The 21840-nt window shown below is 47.1% G+C and carries 22 protein-coding genes; 14 read left to right on the top strand and 8 right to left on the bottom strand.

The features are described 5' to 3' along the window. Position 1: 1 nt before the first annotated feature. Positions 2 to 985 carry a TIGR03943 family putative permease subunit gene (locus ACTHPG_RS11330; RefSeq protein ID WP_440389416.1) on the bottom strand — a complete coding sequence of 328 codons (984 nt, stop codon included), beginning with the start codon at positions 983 to 985 and terminating at the stop codon, positions 2 to 4. Between the two features lie 82 nt (positions 986 to 1067). Then, on the bottom strand, positions 1068 to 2108 hold the full coding sequence (locus ACTHPG_RS11325; RefSeq protein ID WP_440389415.1) for a permease: 1041 nt from the start codon (positions 2106 to 2108) through the stop codon (positions 1068 to 1070). Positions 2109 to 2380: 272 nt separating this feature from the next. On the opposite strand from ACTHPG_RS11325, the gene ACTHPG_RS11320 reads away from it, so the two are divergent. The 7 genes from ACTHPG_RS11320 to ACTHPG_RS11290 all read left to right on the top strand — a co-directional run bounded on the left by ACTHPG_RS11320 (position 2381) and on the right by ACTHPG_RS11290 (position 7943). Next, complete coding sequence (locus tag ACTHPG_RS11320) at positions 2381 to 3580, top strand: GTP-binding protein (protein WP_440389414.1); 1200 nt, start codon at positions 2381 to 2383, stop codon at positions 3578 to 3580. Positions 3581 to 3650: 70 nt separating this feature from the next. After that, on the top strand, positions 3651 to 3800 hold the full coding sequence (gene rpmG / locus ACTHPG_RS11315) for a 50S ribosomal protein L33 (protein ID WP_036613813.1): 150 nt from the start codon (positions 3651 to 3653) through the stop codon (positions 3798 to 3800). Between the two features lie 48 nt (positions 3801 to 3848). Further along, the gene (locus ACTHPG_RS11310) at positions 3849 to 4556 is read left to right on the top strand and encodes a metal ABC transporter ATP-binding protein (protein ID WP_440389412.1); all 708 of its coding nucleotides are present in this window, start codon (positions 3849 to 3851) and stop codon (positions 4554 to 4556) included. Then, a complete protein-coding gene (locus tag ACTHPG_RS11305; protein ID WP_440389411.1) occupies positions 4502 to 5395 on the top strand; it encodes a metal ABC transporter permease in 894 nt (297 codons plus the stop codon). Before ACTHPG_RS11310 ends, ACTHPG_RS11305 begins: the two co-directional genes overlap by 55 nt. Then, the gene (locus tag ACTHPG_RS11300; protein WP_440389410.1) at positions 5382 to 6509 is read left to right on the top strand and encodes a metal ABC transporter solute-binding protein, Zn/Mn family; all 1128 of its coding nucleotides are present in this window, start codon (positions 5382 to 5384) and stop codon (positions 6507 to 6509) included. The genes ACTHPG_RS11305 and ACTHPG_RS11300 overlap by 14 nt, the downstream gene beginning before the upstream one ends. Before the next feature lie 164 nt (positions 6510 to 6673). After that, positions 6674 to 7156 carry a hypothetical protein gene (locus ACTHPG_RS11295; RefSeq protein WP_440389408.1) on the top strand — a complete coding sequence of 161 codons (483 nt, stop codon included), beginning with the start codon at positions 6674 to 6676 and terminating at the stop codon, positions 7154 to 7156. An 85-nt stretch (positions 7157 to 7241) separates the two neighbouring features. Further along, positions 7242 to 7943, top strand: coding sequence for a M50 family metallopeptidase (locus ACTHPG_RS11290; RefSeq protein ID WP_440389406.1), 702 nt, complete (start codon positions 7242 to 7244; stop codon positions 7941 to 7943). Between the two features lie 109 nt (positions 7944 to 8052). Here ACTHPG_RS11290 and ACTHPG_RS11285 read toward each other — a convergent pair whose 3' ends face one another. The 5 genes from ACTHPG_RS11285 to ACTHPG_RS11265 form a co-directional block, all read right to left on the bottom strand. Beyond that, positions 8053 to 8424, bottom strand: coding sequence for a DUF4363 family protein (locus ACTHPG_RS11285; protein WP_440389404.1), 372 nt, complete (start codon positions 8422 to 8424; stop codon positions 8053 to 8055). A 26-nt stretch (positions 8425 to 8450) separates the two neighbouring features. Next, positions 8451 to 9179: a DUF421 domain-containing protein gene (locus ACTHPG_RS11280; RefSeq protein ID WP_083684362.1), complete on the bottom strand. Its 729-nt coding sequence runs from the start codon at positions 9177 to 9179 to the stop codon at positions 8451 to 8453. 236 nt (positions 9180 to 9415) lie between these two features. Beyond that, positions 9416 to 10279, bottom strand: coding sequence for an SDR family oxidoreductase (locus ACTHPG_RS11275; RefSeq protein ID WP_440389403.1), 864 nt, complete (start codon positions 10277 to 10279; stop codon positions 9416 to 9418). After that, a complete protein-coding gene (gene uxuA, locus ACTHPG_RS11270; RefSeq protein ID WP_440389401.1) occupies positions 10276 to 11343 on the bottom strand; it encodes a mannonate dehydratase in 1068 nt (355 codons plus the stop codon). The genes ACTHPG_RS11275 and uxuA overlap by 4 nt, the downstream gene beginning before the upstream one ends. A gap of 41 nt (positions 11344 to 11384) precedes the next feature. Continuing rightward, on the bottom strand, positions 11385 to 12059 hold the full coding sequence (locus tag ACTHPG_RS11265; protein WP_440390226.1) for a GntR family transcriptional regulator: 675 nt from the start codon (positions 12057 to 12059) through the stop codon (positions 11385 to 11387). Between the two features lie 270 nt (positions 12060 to 12329). Here ACTHPG_RS11265 and ACTHPG_RS11260 point away from each other — a divergent pair, with 270 nt between their 5' ends. Both ACTHPG_RS11260 and ACTHPG_RS11255 read left to right on the top strand, forming a co-directional pair. Next, positions 12330 to 12632, top strand: coding sequence for an ArsR/SmtB family transcription factor (locus tag ACTHPG_RS11260; protein WP_440389399.1), 303 nt, complete (start codon positions 12330 to 12332; stop codon positions 12630 to 12632). A 90-nt stretch (positions 12633 to 12722) separates the two neighbouring features. After that, on the top strand, positions 12723 to 14126 hold the full coding sequence (locus tag ACTHPG_RS11255; protein WP_440389397.1) for an aldehyde dehydrogenase: 1404 nt from the start codon (positions 12723 to 12725) through the stop codon (positions 14124 to 14126). A gap of 78 nt (positions 14127 to 14204) precedes the next feature. Here the strand turns inward: ACTHPG_RS11255 and ACTHPG_RS11250 are convergent, their stop codons facing one another. Continuing rightward, positions 14205 to 15119, bottom strand: coding sequence for a helix-turn-helix domain-containing protein (locus ACTHPG_RS11250; protein WP_440389396.1), 915 nt, complete (start codon positions 15117 to 15119; stop codon positions 14205 to 14207). A 397-nt stretch (positions 15120 to 15516) separates the two neighbouring features. On the opposite strand from ACTHPG_RS11250, the gene ACTHPG_RS11245 reads away from it, so the two are divergent. The 5 genes from ACTHPG_RS11245 (at position 15517) to ACTHPG_RS11225 (ending at position 21823) form a co-directional block, all read left to right on the top strand. Beyond that, positions 15517 to 17706, top strand: coding sequence for a glycoside hydrolase family 52 protein (locus ACTHPG_RS11245; protein ID WP_440389395.1), 2190 nt, complete (start codon positions 15517 to 15519; stop codon positions 17704 to 17706). Beyond that, positions 17703 to 19844, top strand: coding sequence for an alpha-glucuronidase family glycosyl hydrolase (locus ACTHPG_RS11240; protein WP_440389394.1), 2142 nt, complete (start codon positions 17703 to 17705; stop codon positions 19842 to 19844). The genes ACTHPG_RS11245 and ACTHPG_RS11240 overlap by 4 nt, the downstream gene beginning before the upstream one ends. Before the next feature lie 81 nt (positions 19845 to 19925). Further along, positions 19926 to 20993 carry an NAD(P)-dependent alcohol dehydrogenase gene (locus ACTHPG_RS11235; protein ID WP_440389392.1) on the top strand — a complete coding sequence of 356 codons (1068 nt, stop codon included), beginning with the start codon at positions 19926 to 19928 and terminating at the stop codon, positions 20991 to 20993. Between the two features lie 167 nt (positions 20994 to 21160). Continuing rightward, the gene (locus tag ACTHPG_RS11230; RefSeq protein WP_026081056.1) at positions 21161 to 21427 is read left to right on the top strand and encodes an HPr family phosphocarrier protein; all 267 of its coding nucleotides are present in this window, start codon (positions 21161 to 21163) and stop codon (positions 21425 to 21427) included. 144 nt (positions 21428 to 21571) lie between these two features. Then, entirely contained in the window at positions 21572 to 21823 is a 252-nt protein-coding gene (locus ACTHPG_RS11225) for a type B 50S ribosomal protein L31 (protein WP_433743910.1), read from the top strand. Positions 21824 to 21840 lie beyond the last annotated feature (17 nt).

Raw genomic sequence — 21840 nt, 5'->3', positions numbered from 1 at the left:
CTTAAGGGACACTAAGCTTATCATACGCCATCACGGAATCGGCACTCGTATAAATGTAAGGCGTGGACGGCTCGGATACAGGCGTCACCTTTGTGGCTCGTATCTCAATGGTATCTTTACCGTTCACCTGAGCAGAGCCGATGCTACCATCAATTTGCACCCAGCTATCTGTAGGGAAGCTATCTGCCTCTGGGATGTGAATCATTACGCCGAAGGGAGCTGCATCAGCGGGACAGCACATGACGAGAAATCGTCCCAGTGCAAAATGTGATTCATGATCCATACTGTTGTCCCGATAAACAAACCCGGTTAACGAGATATCTTTGCCTGCAAATTGTCGCTGGAACATGTCGATCGTGCCGAGTGTTTCAGAGAAAATCTCGGGATAGACGCGGATGACCTGTTCGGCATACAACCTCTCCGCCAGTTCAGCAAATTCACGGCTATATTCATCCGGCGGAATGAATTGTACCTTGGTAGACGATGCAGACTGGACAGCCGTTGATGATTGGGTGAAATCTTGTACATTCAATTGCGCTGCCGGATCAGGTAACGGTTCTTTCCGACGAATCTCGGGAGGGGCATAGGTGAGAGACATGCCTTTCTGACTGGCCATGGAGCTGCCGAGAGCCCGATCAGGTAACAGAAATCCCAGCAACAAGGGGATAGCGATCAGACCATATACCAGCGTGCTGCGTAGAAACCCGGAAGGCGGTGGATGCTCGCAATCGCAATGAACCTCGTTTCTGCCAAATAGACCATGCCAGGCCATGATAACAGCGATAAACATTAAGGGAACTGGACAGCATAGCAACAACTTTTGCATCGTGGGGGCCAAATAATAATGAAGTGAATCACTTGAATTCAAGTGAATAATATACACTGCCAGCCCGCCGATCCAGACCGCACGAATCAGGTTATGCCATTGTATGATGCGTGATCGTGGAACAGGAGATTTAGTCATCGTATAGACCGTGTGGTTCATATCATCACCTCATTTCTATTCATCATCAGAATGATAGTTCACGGGATTAACCATTTATGTCATGAAGCATGTTGCTAAACATTTATACCAGCAGATTAATCAACCATGAGCCAGTGAAGACGAGTAAGATAATGGCTAGACTTAGACCGATAACAAACCGGGTACGGAAGGTCGAGAGTAGCATCAGGGTGCTTTTGAAATCCAGCATTGGACCCAGCACGAGGAAGGATACCAGCGGCCCCAGTGCAAACGTATGAGAGAACGCAGAAGCCACAAACGCATCCGAAGTGGAGCAGAGAGACAGCACGTAAGCAAAGGCCATCATAAACACATAGGAAGCGACAGGACCATTGCCAAGTGAGATCAGATCGCTTCGACTAATGAATGTCTGGATGCAGGCTGTAATAAGGGCACCGATCACCAGATATTTGCTCATATCGACGAATTCATCTCCGGCATGAATGAAGAAGCTGCGCCAGTTTTTCACATGGTTGTGATCATGAGCATTTGCGTGTGCATGAGCATGTGGTTGAGCCATTTTGAATCCAGGATGTGTCTTAACCTCTGTTACCGCGACTTTTGGCAACCGAAGAGGATTTCGACGAACGAACACATAGACAAGCATGCCTATGGAAGCTGCTACGGCAAAGGCGAGTCCCATGCGGGCGATGGTAATCTCAGGATGGGAGGGAAAGGCGAGCAAGGTAGCGGTAAATACAATGGGATTAACGACGGGACCACTCAAAATGAACGTAACTGCGATATAGGCTGGCATGCCTTTATGCATCAATCTTCTCACGACCGGGATCATGCCACATTCACAGATAGGAAAAATAATACCGAGCAGCCCTGCGACCAGCACACCGCCGATCGGATTCTTGGGCGTGAGTCTGCGGACCATTTCTTCCGATACAAACCACTGCATGAGCGAGGACAATAGCACACCCATGAGCAGAAAAGGTGCGGCTTCAAGGAAGATACCTATGAATACGGTTTTCATATTTTGCAAAGCTTCACTGTTCCATGCTTCCTTCAGATCTGGAGCCATCGTGATCAACACGGGAACAAGAAATGCACAAGGGATCAAGAAGGACAGGAGCTTCAGATTGGCTGCCATTTTCATGAAACAGACCTCCACAACTACGACTTTGCTAAACTATATGCTTGTACGTGAAGCAACATACATCAATCCTATGTTCTAATCAGCATTTTTACGATTAATGAGGAATCTTCATCATAGTAGAGTTGACAATCTAAAGAAAACTGAGGTATAGTTCGATTGATCAACCTTAATAGTAATAATTACGATTAAAGGGGGTGATTCCATTTTTGGCCCCTAATTAAGTCGGAGAGAAGATGGTTCAGTACAATTTAAACAGAGTGGAGGAAGCAGAAATGTCAGATCAACAGGTTCAACATCGGGTTCCAGTAACCGTACTTAGTGGATATTTGGGTGCAGGCAAAACAACACTGCTCAATCATGTGCTTCATAACCGCGAGGGAATGCGGGTTGCTGTCATCGTGAATGATCTCAGTGAGGTTAACATCGATGCAGGTTTAATACGCGATGGTGGAGGATTATCGCGCATTGATGAGAAGCTGGTTGAGATGTCTAATGGTTGCATCTGCTGCACGTTGCGGGAGGATCTGCTGAAAGAAGTTGAGCGGCTGGCGCTCGATGGTTCTTTTGACTACATATTGATTGAATCCACGGGTATTGGTGAGCCGGTGCCTGTTGCGCAGACGTTTACCTATATTGATGAGGAACTCGGCATAGATTTGACGAAATTCACCCGCCTCGACACGATGGTTACGGTAGTCGATGCTGCCCAGTTCTGGCGTGATTTCTATTCCAAAGAAACGTTGAAAGATCGGGGACAGGAAGCAGGGGAGGACGATGTTCGAGGTATTGTTCATCTGCTGACGGATCAGGTGGAATTCTGTGATGTGCTGATTCTGAATAAATGTGATCTGGTGTCGGAGGAAGAACTGACTAAGCTTGAGAAGGCACTACATGCCATGCAACCGGAAGCCAAGCTCATTCGCACGACACACGGGCAGATTGATTCGAGAGAAATATTGAATACAGGACGTTTTGATTTTGAAAAAGCAAGCCAGTCCGCGGGTTGGATTCGCGAATTAATGAAAGAAGAACACACACCGGAGACAGAAGAATATGGAATACATTCGTTTGTCTATCATCGTAAACGTCCATTCCACCCAGAACGCTTACTGCGCTGGATTGCGAAATATCCGGATAGCATCGTGCGATCCAAAGGTCTGATGTGGTTGGCGACAAGGAACCATATGGCGATCTCGTTCAGTCATGCAGGTACATCGAAGCAGCTTGCGCCAGCAGGAATATGGGTAGGTGCGATGAGTGAGGAGGAAAGGCAACTTCACTTTGGTGATGGATTGCCAAACATACCAGACTGGGATGATGAGTGGGGTGACCGGGTAACGAAATTAGTATTCATCGGAATTGACATGAATCGGGCGGAGATTGAACGTACATTGGATGAGACCCTTCTTACGGAGAAGGAGATGCAGTTGAACTGGCGTGAACTGAAAGATCCTTTTCCGTCGTGGAGTTGACAAAAAGAAAACCATCAGCTACTATCAATAAATAGTAATAATTACGATTAAACAAGAGGAGGCAACAACCATGAGAGTCATTGTAACCCTAGCCTGCACCGAGTGCGGAGATCGCAACTACACAACAACCAAAAACAAGCGTAACCATCCGGAGAGACTTGAGATGAAGAAGTACTCGCCACGTTTGAAAAAGATGACGATCCATCGGGAAACCAGATAATTTTTTTGTTATTTTTAAATCGTAATATTTACGAAAAGAGGGAGTGGCATGCTACTATCTTCCATGCGTGATGTTGTTTTTGGATATGGCAAAGAGCCGGTCATTGATCAACTGTCGCTGGATATCCATGTGGGAGAGTTCATTGGCATCACAGGTCCCAATGGTTCTGCCAAAACGACCCTGTTAAAGCTGTTGCTGGGGCTGCTCAAGCCCTGGAGCGGCACGATACATATGAATCCCCAGTTGAAACGTGGGAACAACTCCAATATCGGTTATGTGCCCCAGCAGGTGGCATCGTTTAATAGTGGATTTCCCAGTACGGTGATTGAACTGGTCCGGTCAGGGTGTTATTCCAGGCTGGGACTATTCCGCAAATTCACAGCAGAACAGGATGCCATCGTTGAACGCAGTCTCCGTGAAGTGGGCATGTGGGAATATCGGAATACACGGGTTGGTGAGCTGTCCGGTGGACAGAAGCAGCGGATCTGTATAGCCAGAGCTATGGCAGGGCAACCGCAGATTCTGGTACTGGATGAGCCTACAACGGGAATGGACCGCCACAGTCGTGAAGGATTCTACAATCTGATGCGCCACTACGCTGATGAACATGGGATCACCATTATTATGGTTACTCACGGGCTGGAAGAAATGGGAGATCGATTGGACCGAACCATTACCCTGGAGCGGCAAGAAAGTGAGGAATGGCAGTGTTTGAGTACGAATTCATGCAACGTGCCTTCTGGGCAGGGGGGCTGATTGGCGTTATCGCTCCAATTTTGGGTGTCTATCTAATGCTCAGGCGGCAGGTTCTTATGGCAGACACGTTATCCCATGTCTCACTCGCAGGGGTGGCGCTCGGTTCGGTCATGAATCTTAACCCGGTGATCGGCGGATTCGCCATCGCAATTATCGGTGCATTATTGGTTGAACAACTGCGGCGAAGTTACCGAACCTACAGTGAGGTACCTGTGGCGATCATCATGACTTCAGGGCTGGCCCTGGCTGTGGTATTAATGAGTCTCCAAACCAATCTGTCCAAGACCTTCAGCTCATACTTATTTGGATCAATTGTCGCGGTTAGTGATATGCAGTTGTGGATGATGGCAGGCGTATGTGGGATTGGTTTACTTTTTTTCATTCTGCTGCGAAGACCATTGTATAGCTTTACCTTTGATGAAGAGACAGCTTCCATTGGAGGCGTTCAGGTGAAAGGTTTATCGTTTGCATTTGCCATTCTGACAGGAATGACTGTAGCTTCAGCCATGCCGATTGTCGGTGTGTTGCTGGTTTCCGCTCTTATTGTACTGCCCGCTGCCTTGGCGCTGAGAGTGTCCCGCAGTTTTACAGTAGCGATCATTGTGGCAGTAATCACGGGATTAATCGGTATTTTTAGCGGTCTGACCACATCTTATCATCTAAATACACCACCGGGAGGAACGATTGCTCTTATCCTGTTGGTCTTCCTATTGACTGGAATATCAGCGCAAAAGCTGATTGCACGATACAATCGCAAGCGTCACCGCACAGAAACAAAATCACAGCACGTCATTCTGGTCAACCATTCAAGGAGGAAAACATCACATGAAATTCAGTAAAAAAGCTACGCTCGGCTTATTGTTCAGTCTTACACTTATTGTTGCAGGATGCGGACAAAAATCCGCTTCAGATACGAATGCAAGCTCTACAGGTACCAATAATGCAGTCTCCACAGAGAGTGAAGCTGCAAAATTGAATGTACAGGTCAGCTTCTACCCGATGTACGAGTTTACCAAAAATGTGGCTGGTGATCTGGCAGAGGTGCATACGCTCGTTCCAGCAGGGATGGAGCCTCATGATTGGGAGCCAACACCACAGGATATTGCCAGCATTGAAAAAGCGGATGTGCTTGTATACAACGGTGCGGGTATGGAGTCCTGGATGGATCAGGTCACTGGAAGTCTGAGCAATGCTTCGCTCATTCAGGTGGAAGCAAGCAAAGGCATCAACTTGCTTGAAGGCGGGGATCATGATCACCATCATGAAGATTCAGAGGCAACAGAAGACGATCACGATCATGACCATGCGAATGAGGCCACTACAGAAGAACATGATCATGACCACAATCATGCAGATGAAGCGACTACGGAAGAACACAATCATGATCATGACGCCGAGGCGGAAGAAGGACATGGGCATGATCATGGTGGACTGGATCCCCACGTATGGCTGTCACCTGCACTGGCTATCAAAGAAGTACGCAATATTGAAGCAGGACTGGCGCAGGCCGCCCCTGAACATGCTGAACAGTTCAAGCAGAATGCAGATGCCTATGTTGCCCAACTGGAGTCACTGGATCAGGATTTCAAGGCGGCTGTGGCGGATAGCAAACGCAAGGATTTCATCACACAACACGCTGCATTTGGCTACCTTGCCCAGGAATACGGATTGCAGCAGGTGCCCATCGCAGGATTGTCTCCGGAGCAAGAACCTTCGGCAGCGCAGATGGCATCGGTCATTGATTTTGCAAAAGAGCACCAGGTAAAGACGATTTTCTTCGAAACACTGGTTTCATCCAAAGTGTCTGAGACGATTGCAAGTGAAGTGGGGGCCAAAACGGCTGTATTGAACCCGATCGAAGGACTCACCGAGGAAGAGATCACGGCGGGAATGGACTACATCAGTGTGATGAGGCAGAATCTGGAGGCTCTGAAACTGGCACTGAACGAATAATTAAAGATCAATTTGATGCCTTTCACTGAAAAAGGTACAATAATACAACATGCTGAGGAATGGATTGCCATTCCTTTGCCTTTTTGCGAAGCAGAGAGCACAGGGATGTGCTCTCTCTTTGTTGATAAGGTGACCGGATCAAGGAGAACAGGAGGGCGCATTAAATGAATTTAAATGAAGAACATGAAGTGCTGTTAAGTGAACAGCCTGCCCATCTGTGGAGAAGGCGCAAGCTGGAGCTGATGCACTGGACGGAACGTGACAAACAGACCGTATCCGCGAAGAAAACGGAGATTTGGAACGGTGTTGAAGTCGATGCCGAGCTCGTGAACGCATTGTCCATACTTCAGAAGGCGGGGGTAATGACGGAATTTTCATGTGCAGGGGTGAGTCCACTCGATGAACCTGTCGATCATTCCCTATATGCTTATGTTACACTGGTACAAAGTGAAGTTGCAGATCAATTCGTGAACTACGCACTCCATCGCATGCGGAATCGACTGCTCGTTACGCTAGAGTCCGAAAAGGGCCGCTATGATCTGTCTTCTTTTTTCATTGGACACAATCGGAGCTTCTGCTGGTGGATGGAACACTGTGCCTCACAGTTTGAAAGCCGAAACGAATCGAGTGAAAAAAGCGTAGTATAAGTACGTGTTCCAAAAGATCGTTTTTTTGAACAACCTCTATAAAAGATAGGTTTGTTCACTTGAAAATGAAGGAGGTATGACACGATTGAATAAGTGGGTCAAAACGATACTTTTTCTGCTAGGCTCCGTCTTTCTTACACGATTCATCCCATTCTCGTCCTTGTTCCGCAACCTGGATACGATGATTCACGAATTCGGCCATGCATTAATGACGCTGATATTGTCCGGTAAAGTGCTGCGAATTGAATTATACGCTGATCATAGCGGTGTAACGTATTCATCCATGCTGACGCCAGGCAGATCCATATTGGTTTCTCTCGCGGGATATATCAGTGCATCATTGTTCGCTTGGCTGTTGTTTTACTTATACCGCAAAGGCTTGCACATGTGGGGACTTGGCATCATGACGGCTGTTGCTCTGGTCTCGCTCCTTTTATATGTAAGAGGAGAGTTTGGCATGTTATGGTTGACCGGGTTCATCGTACTTAACGTTGTCATTATGATTTTTGGTGCCAAGATCGTGAAGTTCTATTATCTGTTACTGGCGTTTCTTACGCTGGAAGAGTCGGTCGTTAGTGCCGTATACGTTGGACTGATGTCCTGGACTCAACCTTCACGGGCAGGGGATGCGGCGAATCTCGCTCAGCAGACATTCCTTCCGGCGCTATTCTGGGGAACGCTGTTTGCACTGTTTGCATTATGGTGTGCCAAGGGAGCACTCAGTCTCTTTTTCCGCAAAGAAGGCACTACGCGATCGTCACGGTCTCGGGGATTACGAAGAGCGTAACGGATATAAAGTTATATATAAGCAAAGAAGGCACTTCCTTTCTTCATGAAAGGAAAGTGCCTTTTGTATTTGGACTTACATCTGCATCTGAATATTAAATGCTTTATATTTAATCTCCAAGATTTTCCCATAGTACATAAAAGTAATAAATTTCTTCCATAATCGCCTTATCATCCTCTGCCGCAACACCGCCCTTGATCCGTGCAAGGGTGCCCAGAATATCATATATGGTTTCACGTTCCACACTGAATTGAATGCGGTTGACGATTTTATCCCAGGCCTTCATGGCGTAATTAACTTGAGACTTGGCTTCAGTCCAATTTTTACCCTCAACTTGTTGCTCTAAGGTTTGTATGGATTCTAGTAAGCGATCATCGGTGCCAAAGGGCTTTTTGAGAAATGCTCCGCTGGCCATAATTGCAACAAACACAAGAATGAGGAAGATCGGAAGCACATATAGCAGCCAGAAACGCGTTTTCATTCAACCGCCTCCTTGATGTAAAGAGTTTAGAAAGGCCCCTCATAATCGCCCATATCGATTTTTTCAGTGATTTTATCCTTGAACAGATCCACATACAATTTGTCATTGGGCAATATGGCGGCAAAAGCAATATCCTGTATCGTAATCTTTTGCTTTTTCAGTTGCTCACTGAGCCAGTTGATATCTTTGTTTCTTTCCTCCAGATTTTGCTTAATCAGCAGGCCATCAATGATAATTTCGGTCATCAGCTTGCTCTTGGGCGGGTGCATATGCATGTCTTTCGCGGTTACGGGTTGATTCTCAGGTTTCAAAACAACGGAGAGGCTACCGTCCGGTTCCAGGATGGCATAATCCAGCGTTGTGATATCAAATACATCCTTTTGCCGCAGCATCATCGTTAATTCGTCAAATTTGACTCGCATTTTACTCAGGTTCTGTTCGAGAATTTTACCGTTCTGGATGATCAATGTGGGATCAGAGTCCATTAATTTGGAGATGGTACGATTTTTCAGTGTAATATACTGAAAGATGATCGTAATGATTGTGAAAATGGTCAAGGCCACAAAATGAATCCATGCTTTGGAGGAGAGATCCGTTGCAAACGTTCCGGCAATGGAACCGATTGTGATGCCGTTAATGTAGTCAAAGTACGTCAAGTTACCCATTTGCTGTTTGCCCAGCACCCTTGTGTAGATGATCAGGGTCAGGAAGGCAATAATAGATCTTACTGCAACAACCCATGTTTCTTCCATCATATATGGTTCACCTTCCTTTATATCACCATAGCTCTATAAGTGGTTGTCCAAAAGTTCGATTTTGAACACGTATTATAACAAGCCTTTCCTAGGTTGGATAATCTTATGCTTGAACGCAAAAAACCGACACATGGATAAGTATTCCACGTATCGGTTTCAATAACGACCTATATGAGTTGAAATGGTTCATTTATACGTAACGAAGAGAAAAGAAAAACGAAGCGTTCGCTTTTTCGTTATACACCGGAGTATGCCATAAATCCACCATCTACCGGAATGACTGTGCCAGTGACAAATCCGGACTGTCTTTCATCGGCAAGCCACATTAATGTACCCAGCAGATCTTCGGGTTTGCCGAAGCGGCGCATGGGTGTATGAGCAATAATTTTACTGGAACGCTCCGTAGGTGAGCCGTCGGGTTGCAGTAATAGATTCCGGTTTTGCTCAGTCAGGAAGAACCCCGGTGCAATAGCGTTGACACGAATACCGGATTCGGCCAGATGAACGGCGAGCCACTGTGTGAAGTTGTTAATGGCTGCCTTCGCAGCGCTGTACGCAGGAACTTTGGTCATGGGCGATGGGGCGCTCATGGAAGAGATGTTAATGATAGTTGCGGGAACATCGCGCTCTATCATATGTTTTGCAAAGATCTGAGTGGGGATGAGCGAACCAACAAAATTCAGATCCATTACCTGACGAAATCCCTCTACACTGACATCGAAAAATGTAGTGACATCGCTCTTTTCCAGATCTTCCAACTTGAAAATTTCATTCGTGGTGTTGGCGCTGGCGTTATTACCACCCGCGCCATTAATAAGAATATCACAGGGTCCAAGTTGCTCCAGCACAGCATCTGCCGCCGCTTGCACACTCTCAGCCTGTGTTACATCACAGGCAACAGCAATCGCTCTGCCACCCGCAGCTTCAATTGCAGTTACAACTTCTTGTCCCTTGGACACGGTACGATTCAGAATGGCTACGCTTGCACCATGCCGAGCAAGTTCTTCCGCCATGGAGCGGCATAATACTCCGGCACCCCCGGTGATTACTGCCGTTCTGCCTTCGAGACGTGAGGAACGTTCATACTGATGCTCACTCATGCTTTTGCCCTCCTTTGCAGGGAATCCCAGACGCCCCAGAGATACATGATCCCCAAAGCCCTGTCATAGAGTCCATAGCCAGGTCGGCACTGTTCTCCCCAGAGATGACGACCGTGGTCGGGTCTTGCATAACCTTCATAACCGATATCGTGATAAGCCTCAACAACCCCTGCAATATCAACACTGCCATCCTGACTGCGATGGGAGGTCTCGATAAAGTCGCCATTATCGTAGATTTTGACATTACGAATGTGGGCAAATGGAATCCGATCCTTGAACTCGTGTATCATCCCGATAATGTCATTATCAGCATTCGCTCCCAAAGAGCCACTGCATAGTGTCACGCTATTACAAGGACTATCATATAGATTCAAATATTTCCGTACATTCTCCTGACTCGTAATGATCTTCGGCAATCCAAAGATTGGCCAAGGCGGATCATCCGGATGGATGGCCATTCGAATTCCCAGCCGTTCGGCTGTAGGAATAATCTCTTGCAGGAAATAACGTGCATGCTCCCACATATGATCCTCGGTCACATCCTTATAAGCTTCAAACAGACCTGTTAAATACTGCAATCGTTCCGGTTCCCAACCTGGCATGGTGAGTGCGGAGTTTTCGGTAATTCGACGAACGAGTTCCAGGGGTTCTATATCTGCGAGTTTACTGTGCTCATAGAAGAGGGCAGTTGAGCCATCCTCCATTTCCTTGTGCATATCCGTGCGAAGCCAGTCGAAGATTGGCATGAAGTTGTAACAGATGACCTTCACACCCACCTGAGCCAGTTTCTCCATCGTTTTAATGTAGTTCGCAATGTATTTATCTCTTGATGGCAGACCCAACTTGATATCCTCATGAATGTTCACACTCTCAACGACATCCAGATGTAACCCGGCCTTGTCCGCTGCCGCTTTGACAGCGAGTATCTTATCCATTGGCCATTCCTCGCCAGCAGGAACATCGTGAAGTGCCCACACAATACCTTCAACACCCGGAATCTGCCGGATATGATCCAGCGTTACCGTATCATTGCCTTCGCCGAACCAGCGAAAAACCATTCTCATCACGTTCACCTCATCATGAATAGTAGTAAGAAAAATTCAAATCATTGAAAATAGGAAGGATATGTATCCTGCAGGACAGCCAAATCGGTGACAGTTAAATGCAAGTGTTCCTGCATCAGTTGCTCTGCTGTGTCGCCATCATGCTGCTGAATGGCCTTGACCATGGACCTGTGCTGTTCAATCAGGTGATCCCACTGGTGATCGGAGGACAGCCTAAGCATACGACTTCGATTCAAATGTACATTCATCTGCTGGATAACAGTCCAGATATTGCTTTTATTACAGCCTGCAAAAAGAGTGCTATGGAATTCCTCATCCAATTGAAACATTTGTTCATCATCCGGTGTGACCCTGCATTCCTGTTGCCACGCGAGGTTCTGTTCCAGTGCCACCATCTGTTCGTTTGGAAAGTCCTCGCAGGCGAGCCTGATTACGGCTCGTTCGAGCTGTTCACGCATGAACCGTGCTTCCTCAACGAGATCGACCTGAATCAGAGAGACGTATGTGCCACGCTGTGGGTACACTTCCAGCAGACCTTCCTGAGCAAGTCTTACAAAACTCTCTCGAACAGGTGTCCGGCTGACCTGAAACTCCAGTGAAATCTCCTTCTCGGAAATAGCTGTCCCCGGAGGCATTTTCAGACTCAAAATGAGTTTTTTCAGCGTGAAGTAAACGACATCTCGCGTTGAGTAAGATTGCTTATTCATGGAAGACATACTGTTCGAAACAGGCAACAGACCGGCTTTGGATGGTAACTTTGGGGTATATTCCACAACTTCAACTCCTTCTTTAACATACTACCATACTTGTATGGTAGTATGGAAGCGCTTTATCTTCATTGTATTAAATTTAGTTGAGGATTCACTTGCAGTTCAAGGGAGTAAAGAGTACAATTCAGTTATTAGGTTCAAATGTTTAAACCAACAGTCATGAAATTGAGAAGAAACATATTAATATTGAAAAAGAAATAGGATAGAGGTGAACCCATGGGACAAAAAGCAATTAACGTTTTTCAAACATGTATCCCGTTATTTCAAGTATTAAGTGACAATCATCGTCAAGCCATTTTGCTGACACTCACCGAGAAGGGCAGAATGACAGTGAATGAAATTACCGAACAATCCAGCCTGTCCCGGCCAGCCATATCCCATCATCTCAAGCTGTTGCTGGAGAAGGGGCTTATATCTGTGGAACAGAAGGGCACACAGCGCTATTATTCGGCTTCATTGAATGCATCGGTGGAACTGCTGAAGGAACTGGTAGCTGCTTTGGAAGAAGAGTGTCTGTAGATTAATAGTAATCAAACATGCTTTGGCATGTGCCTTATAGGTTCGTAAGTTTAAACGCTTAATCCATAATAAATAGAGGAGTATGTATATATGACAACAACGATAAAGGAAGTAACCAGTCAGGAAGTCGAACAGATTTTGGAGCAGCAACGACAGTTCTTTCGTTCCGGGGCCACACGATCGGCAGAAGCCCGCATTGCCCGTTTGTCCCAACTCAAGCAGGCGATTCAAACGTACGAGACTAGGCTGACAGAGGCTCTATATCAGGATTTGGGCAAAAGTGAGTTCGAATCTTACACAACCGAGATCGGATTTATGATGGACAGCATCACACACACCATTCGTAAAGTGAAGAAATGGGTGAAACCCGTTAAAGTGAAAACGCAAATGGCACTCATCGGTTCCAAAAGTGTTATTATACCTGAACCCTACGGGTCTGTTCTGATCATCGGACCGTTCAATTATCCATTTCAACTCTTGATCGAACCGTTGGTAGGTGCGATTGCGGCAGGCAATACAGCTGTGCTCAAAGCGTCAGAGAATACACCTGCGGTGTCTGCTGTTGTGCGTGAAATGATAGCTACTGTGTTCGAACCGGCATACGTCCAAGTACTTGACGGTGCCAAAGACACAACGACAGCGCTGATTAACGCGCCATTTGACTATATCTTTTTTACGGGCAGTGTACCGGTAGGCAAAATTGTGATGGAGGCAGCTGCCAAAAATCTCGTTCCCGTTACGTTGGAATTGGGCGGTAAGAGTCCGGTCATCGTTGATGAACAGGCGGATATCAAAGTAGCTGCCCAGCGTATTATATGGGGCAAACTGCTCAATACAGGACAGACCTGTATCGCGCCCGATTATTTGCTCGTGCATGAGCGCGTGAAGGAACCGTTAATTACAGAGATGAAAGCAGCGATCGTGTCCTTTTTTGGTACGGATATCCAGCACAACAAGGACTACGGGCGCATCGTGAACAAGGGTCATTTTAAACGTCTGACGACGTTGATTGAACGGGATCAGGCCAAAGTGATATACGGGGGAGCATCGGATGAGGAAGATCGTTTTATTGAACCTACGCTGATTGATGCGGAGTCCTGGGATGCAGCGACGATGGAAGATGAGATTTTTGGACCGATTCTGCCGATCATCAGCTACCGTAACCTCGATGAAGCGATTGTAGAAATCGTAAATCGGCCGAAACCACTCGCTTTGTATCTTTTTACTTCCGACACCCGGGTTCAGGACAAAGTGCTGCGCGAAGTTTCTTTTGGAGGCGGCTGCATTAACGATACGATCACACATGTTGCGAATCCGCGTCTGCCATTTGGCGGTGTTGGTCATTCCGGTGTTGGCTCATATCATGGGAAGTACAGCTTCGAAACCTTTTCCCATCTGAAAAGTGTACTGAAAAAAAGCACCACATTGAATCTGCCAATTCTGTATCCACCGTATGATAACAAGCTGAAGTTGATTAAACGTTTGTTGAAATAACATCATATCAATACAGAGAACGTCTTGAATCGAATGATGCAAAACGTTGAATCAAGCCCAACAGCCTGCTACTGGACCTTATTCCAGAGCAGGCTGTTCCTGTCGGTAGCGGGATGGTGACATGCCGGACCAGCGCTTGAATTGGCGACTGAAATGGGCGATATCCTTGTAACCAAGCATGACGGCAATATTCTGAACGGACAGCTTCGGATTGCCCAGAAGAAGCTTCGCTTCATGCAAAACCAACTGGGACAATACAGCACGGGGAGACTGACCGAATACCTGCTTGAACACACGATTACAGTGAGAAGAACTGATGCCCAGCTCTGCTGCAATATCATCAATGCCATAGTGATGCTTCGATTCATGTCCCTGTTTGAATTGCTGACTCATCAGGCCTTGCAGTCGATTACGAATCTGGTGGGCGAGTTCAATCTTTTCATGTCCGTCGTCTGTAAACCATTGCGCTGCCTCTTGTGAGACCGCCTCCCACAGATGGCCAAATAATTCGAATACCGCAGATTGCAGCTGCATACGCTGCACCATCGTACTTGCTGTTTCATCATCCGCGGATGACATCAACTTGCGTAAAACCGGCTCAATCTGCTGTGTAACGGGGCTATCTCTACTAAATCGCACTTGTTTGATTCGAGCCAGCAACGACAGGAACAACTGATCGTCAATGTCAAAATGCATGCAAAAATATGTGAACCCCTTACCGTTATGGCTCTGGCTGGAATGAATGCTACCCGGAGGAATCAGGAGCAGTTCGCCTGCCTTTTGAATATATAGGGTACCGTTCACCATCATGCGTTGCTCGCCTTCCGTGACATAATTCAATTCATATTGAGGGTGCTCATGCGCCGGATAATCCCAATCCGTACCGACACTTCGTAAATGAATGGCGAACAGATTAACGGTTGTTTGCACATCTGGATAAAAAATTTCATGGACACTTTCTCCCAAAGCAGGAGGCAAATACGTTGAAGACATGGAAGATCCCCCTTTATAGAGGTTGTTCAAAAAAGCGCTTTTGATTACGTGGATGCCTATTGGCATCATCAGCATCGAATATGGCATTCAGCCGAAATAAGTAGGAGAGCTTGCGAAGTATGTTTCTTTCGTAAACATTAGGGTTGTTCACGTAGAACTAGACACTCCGCTACTCCATTTCTAGCTTCATCCATCTTCTTGGTACTGAAAACCACTCTGTTGAACACGAATTTACATCAAATGGAACGGTCTTGTGTAACCGCTTTAATCTATTATAGTCTATCAGCTTGATTTGGGTAAATATCAGATTGATTTGATCATGGTCTGTGGTGGAACCGCGTGTTAGGATGGGGCTAATGAAAACGTATGCAAACCATTTTGAGAGGGGTTAAGATTCATGAGCAGATCCAAATCCATCTTTTATAATGCACATCACGCACCAATAGGTGCTTTTGCGAGTTTTACACTGGGGTACAAAGGAGCCAAAGGCGGTTTGGGTCTTGAACTCGGTAAACCGGCAGACCAGAATGTATATATTGGATTACAATCTCGTGATGGAGAGAATTATCAGGCGCTTCCTTTTTATGAAGCTTCCGAGGATGAGAGCAGCCGCTATGATGTAGAGAAGTTGGAGAACGGAGACACGGCGTCAACCACAGCGTCCCAAGTTCCACAACCTCTTATTGCGGCTTTTCGTGATGAAGATATCACCCGTGAATTCACCTCAGGTACGGATACGTGGATAGCAGGAGATCTGACGTTTCGTATCTACTCGCCTGTACGTCCGGTACCGGATCCAACGAGTGGGGATGTTGAAGCTTTAATGGATGCACTCGTACCTGCCGTATTGGTTGAGATGACGATTGACAATACGCAAGGTCAACAACCACGCAAAGCCTACTTTGGCTATCAGGGCAATGATCCGTACTCTGCGATGCGTCTGATTGGTGGACCGGAAGGCGGTTCTATCACAGGTGTGGGACAAGGTCGGCTTACAGCAATTATGTCGGCAGATGACGGACTGTGGCCCGCACGCGGATTTACGCTGGAGAAACTCTTGCAGGAGCAACATCGGGAGAACTTGGCATTTGGACTTGGCTCAACCGCTGCACTACTGATGGAGGTGCCGGCTGGAGAGAAACGTACGTATCAATTCGCCGTATGTTTCTATCGCGGAGGCATTGTGACAACCGGAATGGACACAACGTATTGGTATACGCGCTATTTCTCCGATATTCAGGCAGCAGGAGCATATGCGCTCCAACGCTTCAATGAGTTAACTGCATCCTGTGGCGAGGTTGAACAGCGCCTTGGAACAGCGGCTTTAACCGAAGATCAGTCATTCATGCTTGCTCATTCCATTCACAGCTATTATGCCAGTACGCAACTGCTGGATGCCGATGGTGAACCACTCTGGGTGGTGAACGAAGGGGAGTATCGGATGATGAATACACTTGATCTGACGGCTGATCAGTTGTACTTCGAGCTTGCCTTGAATCCATGGACGGTACGTAATGAGTTGGAGTGGTTTGTGAAACGATACAGTTATACCGATCAGGTTCGTTTCCCAGGTGAAGAGAAGTTATATCCGGGCGGAATTACCTTTACCCATGATATTGGTGTTGCCAATGTGTTCTCACGCCCTGGGCACTCGGCATATGAGTTGGTTGGCATTGATGACTGCTTCTCACAGATGAGCCACGAGGAACTGGTGAACTGGCTTTGCTGCGCGACAGTATACATTGAACAGACACAGGATCAAACGTTTGTGAAAAACATGTTGCCTGTTATCGAGGATTGCTTCGAAAGCATGCTTAATCGTGACCATCCTAACGCTGAGCAGCGTAACGGTCTGATGGGTCTGGATAGCAGCCGTACCCAAGGCGGAGCGGAAATTACAACTTACGATAGCCTGGATGTGTCACTTGGTCAGTCTCGCAATAATATCTATCTGGCGGGTAAATGTTGGGCGGTCTATGTTGCATTGGAGAAGCTGTTCGCAACGGAGAAGTTGGCAGATCTGTCACATCAAGCAGGGCTTCAGGCGGATCGCTGCGCTGCCAGCATTGCTGCACAGTTGACAGATGGCGGCTACATTCCGGCTGTTATTGCAGAGAATAATGATTCTCGTATCATTCCGGCGATTGAAGGTCTGGTGTTCCCATACTTTACAGGCTGTGAAGCAGCATTGGACGTGAATGGTCGCTTTGGACCTTATCTGAAAGCACTCCAAACTCATCTGAAGACGGTCCTTGTACCGGGAACATGCCTGTTTGAAGATGGTGGCTGGAAACTCTCCTCAACCAGCAATAACTCGTGGTTAAGCAAAATCTATTTGTCCCAGTTTATCGCTAGAGAGCTACTGAAAGTAGAATGGAATGAGACAGGCAAGGCAGCAGACGCGGCTCATGTCAACTGGCTGCTGCATCCGGAGGAATCCTACTGGTGCTGGAGTGACCAGATCCTGTCTGGTGTGGCGGTTGGTAGTAAATACTATCCGCGTGGTGTAACGTCGATTCTATGGTTACTCGAAGGAAAAGGAAATTGCCTTACACATATCTATGCGAGCAAGGAGGCGGTACAATGAGCCAATCTATCGTTCAATCTGCCTTGTCAGGTCCACAGTATGATGCATGGCTGGGGTATCACTCCGAATTGCCAAGAGCGAATGGACTTGCCCCAAAGACGGCTCCTGCATGGAGCAAGCAGATACTGGTCGAAGAGAACCAAGGAGTAATCACAACAGCGTTAACCGAACTTTCACGGGGGCTGGAGAAGCTGTATGGTGTGAAACCGTCGGTCAGTTATCTGTCTGATGTGCAGCAAAGTGAGCGGGACAATTACGCTTCCGCTCCCGCAATACAAATTGGTACTTGGACAGGGAGCGATTCGGTAGCAGGGGCGTTTAGTGAGACAGAGCGTTCAACTGTTCAAGGAGAAGGGTACATCATTCGTGAGACCGAGGGTGTACTGATCATTGGTTCAGAGACTCCCCAAGGTGTGTTGTATGGTGCATTCCATCTGCTCCGGGAACTGACAATGGATCAAGGTAGTGCAAGTGAGACGGAAGATGCGGTGAGTAAGTGGAGCTTCATTACAGAGCAACCTACCAACGCACTACGAATGATTAATCAATGGGATAACGTGGACGGAAGCATTGAACGTGGTTACGCAGGAGACTCCATTTTCTATGATAACGGGGAATTCACACTGGACTTGGAACGCATCAGGGATTATGCACGATTACTCGCTTCGACGGGCATGAATGCCATATCGATCAACAATGTTAATGTACACCGCCGTGAGAGCCTGTTTCTGACAGAACGTTATCTTGGTGATGTCGCGAAGGTTGCTGCTGAATTCAGAGCGTATGGCATTCGATTGTTCCTGAGCGCCAACTACGCGAGTCCGATCGAGATTGGTGGATTGCAGACGGCCGATCCGCTGGATGCGAAGGTACGGGAATGGTGGCACATTCAAACGGCGAAGGTGTATGCAGCCATTCCTGATTTCGGGGGTTACCTGATTAAGGCTGATTCCGAGAATCGGCCGGGACCGTTCACATATCATCGGGACCACGCCGATGGTGCAAACATGCTCGCTGAAGCTCTTCGGCCATTCGGTGGATTAGTGATCTGGCGTTGCTTCGTCTATAACTGCAAGCAAGACTGGCGGGATCGTTCCACAGACCGCGCACGGGCTGCCTATGACCACTTTACGCCGCTGGACGGGCGTTTTGCGGATAACGTTATTTTGCAGATCAAGAACGGACCGATGGACTTTCAGGTGAGGGAGGCGGTATCCCCGCTGTTCGGCGCCATGGAACATACGAATCAAGTGATTGAATTCCAGATTACACAGGAGTATACCGGGCAACAACGTCATCTCTGTTATCTGGTTCCCCAGTGGAAAGAAGTTTTGGACTTTGACACCTATGCCAAAGGAAAAGGTTCAGAGATCAAGCGAATCGCAGACGGTTCTCTGTATGAACGACCTCACAGTGGCTTCGCGGCAGTCTCCAACATTGGTGCTGATGCCTGTTGGACAGGACATCCACTCGCGCAGGCGAATCTGTATGGATATGGTAGACTTGCATGGAATCCGGAGCTGTCTGCGGAAAAGATTGCCGATGAGTGGGTGCGACTCACATTTGGACATGATGAAGAAGTTGTACGGCAGGTTACGGGCATGCTTTTGACTTCATTAGATATCTATGAGAATTACACGGCCCCTCTCGGTGTGGGTTGGATGGTTAATCCGGAGCATCATTATGGACCGAATGTAGATGGATACGAGTATTCCAAATGGGGAACGTATCACTTTGCCGATTGTCATGGCATTGGCGTAGATCGAACCGTGAACAGCGGCACAGGATACACGTCACAGTATCATCCTGAGAATGCGGATTGCTATGAGTCATTGGATACCTGTCCGGATGAGTTGATCTTATTCTTCCATCACGTTCCGTACACCCATGTTCTGCATTCCGGTAAGACGGTCATTCAGCATATTTATGACACACACTTTGAAGGTGTTGCGCAGGCGGAGGCGTTAGCCGAGACATGGAGACAGCTGGAGGGCAAAATCGATCCGGACATTTTCAGCAAAGTTGCTTCATTACAGGATAATCAGGCCGAACATGCGAAGGAATGGCGGGACATGATCAATACGTATTTCTACCGTAAGAGTGGCATTGCGGATGAACAAGGTCGAACAATCTATTGATCGGTAATGTGAAGAGGGAAGATACCTTGTTTTCTTTGATGTAGAATAGACAGCATGGACATACCTGAGGAGGAGATACGTATGGGACAACATCAACTGCCCGAGTTCATGAAGGCCGCTGTCATGACTGAGCCCGGACACATTATTATTGAAGAACAGCCCGTTCCCCAACCCGCAGCCGATGAGGTGTTGATTCAGGTGATGGCTGTCGGTGTGTGTGGATCGGATGTGCACTATTTTGAACATGGACGCATTGGCAGATTTGTCGTGGAAAAACCGATCATTCTGGGTCATGAGTGTGCGGGAATCATTGCTGCTGTGGGCTCGAACGTAACCCATATGAAAACAGGGGATCGGGTTGCTATTGAGCCAGGGGTGACTTGCGGACGTTGCACGGCATGCAAGGAAGGTCGCTATAACCTCTGTCCGGATGTACAATTTCTGGCGACCCCGCCGGTGGATGGGGCATTTGTACAATACATGGTGATGCGTGAAGATATGGTATTCCCGATCCCGGATCATCTGTCTTATGAGGAAGCAGCCATGAATGAACCATTCTCCGTTGGTATTCACGCTGCACGTCGCAGCAAGCTTGCTCCGGGTACAACCTTGGCGATTATGGGTATGGGTCCTGTTGGACTCATGGCCGTAGCGGCTGCCAAATCATTTGGCGTAGAGAAGATCATTGTTACAGACCTGGAAGAAGTGCGGCTGGAAGCGGCTCGCCGCATGGGTGCCACCCATACCATTAACGTACGGAATGAAGATGCGCTGGCTGTGATTCGGGAGATAACAGATGGCCTGGGTGTCGATACCGCATGGGAAACAGCGGGCAATCCGAAGGCGCTACAATCCGCTCTGTATTCACTTCGACGTGGAGGCAAACTTGCGATTGTGGGCCTGCCTGCACAGGATGAGATTGCACTCAATATTCCATTTATCGCGGACAATGAAGTTGATATCTATGGCATATTCCGTTATGCCAACACGTATCCGGCAGGAATTGAGTTCCTGAGCTCCGGTCAGCATGACGTAATGTCCCTGATTACAGATCGTTATTCACTCGAAGAGACACAGCAGGCGATGGAGCGTGCATTACACAATAAAAGCGGCAGTCTGAAGGTTATGGTATATCCGAACGGCAGATAGGCACAACTTGAAAGAGTCCGGCAGTTCAGGACTCTTTTTTTGTTTTTTTCGCAAAATAAAGGGATAGACAAGCTCCCATAACATGGTATAATTCATGAAGATTTTAATATATAAAATGATACACACCTTAATGGTGAACAAGTACTTAGCGAAAGGAAATGAAGGTTGTGAGAGTACATGAATTTATGATTCACGCTGATTTTCATCGGGATGATCTGATGTCGGTATCTTCTCAAGCGTCACGTTTTTCCTCGGATATTATTTTGTCGTATATGGAGTCTGAGCATGAGCATCGTGTAGATGTCAAAAGCCTGCTTGGAATGGCGTTACTTCCCATTCGATATGGTAGTGTTGTCAGGTTACAGACAAGAGGCAGGGATGAACTGGAGGCTTTGGAGTACATGTTGAATGTACTGGAGAAGGGGACGGCATAACACCTGATTAGGTACAAAATCATTGATATCATAATTTTTTTTGCAATTCGTCAAATCCTGCTGGTACTTTGTCCAAAAAAAGAGTATAATAAAATTTAGTTTGATTCTAAAGAAGTACCCATATTAAAGGAGTGTAAATAGATTATGCCAAAAGTTGACATCCATCCAAAGACACAACTCGTAATTTTTTACGATGCAAGTGCTGATTACAAATTCCTGAGTTCTTCCACGAAGTTCTCTAACGAAACTATGGAATGGGAAGACGGTAACTCTTACCCAGTAATCCGTGTGGACACTAGCTCCGCATCCCACCCTTTCTTCACTGGTAAACAAAGAAACGTGGATATCGGTGGCCGTGTTGATAAATTTAACCGTAAATACAACATCAACAAATAAGTTTGTCCATACATTAC

Source organism: Paenibacillus sp. SAF-068, assembly GCF_051967555.1.
Taxonomy (GTDB): Bacteria; Bacillota; Bacilli; order Paenibacillales; family Paenibacillaceae; genus Paenibacillus.
The sequence above is the reverse complement of the archived record's forward strand: the minus strand, read 5'-3'. Positions and strand labels throughout refer to the sequence as shown.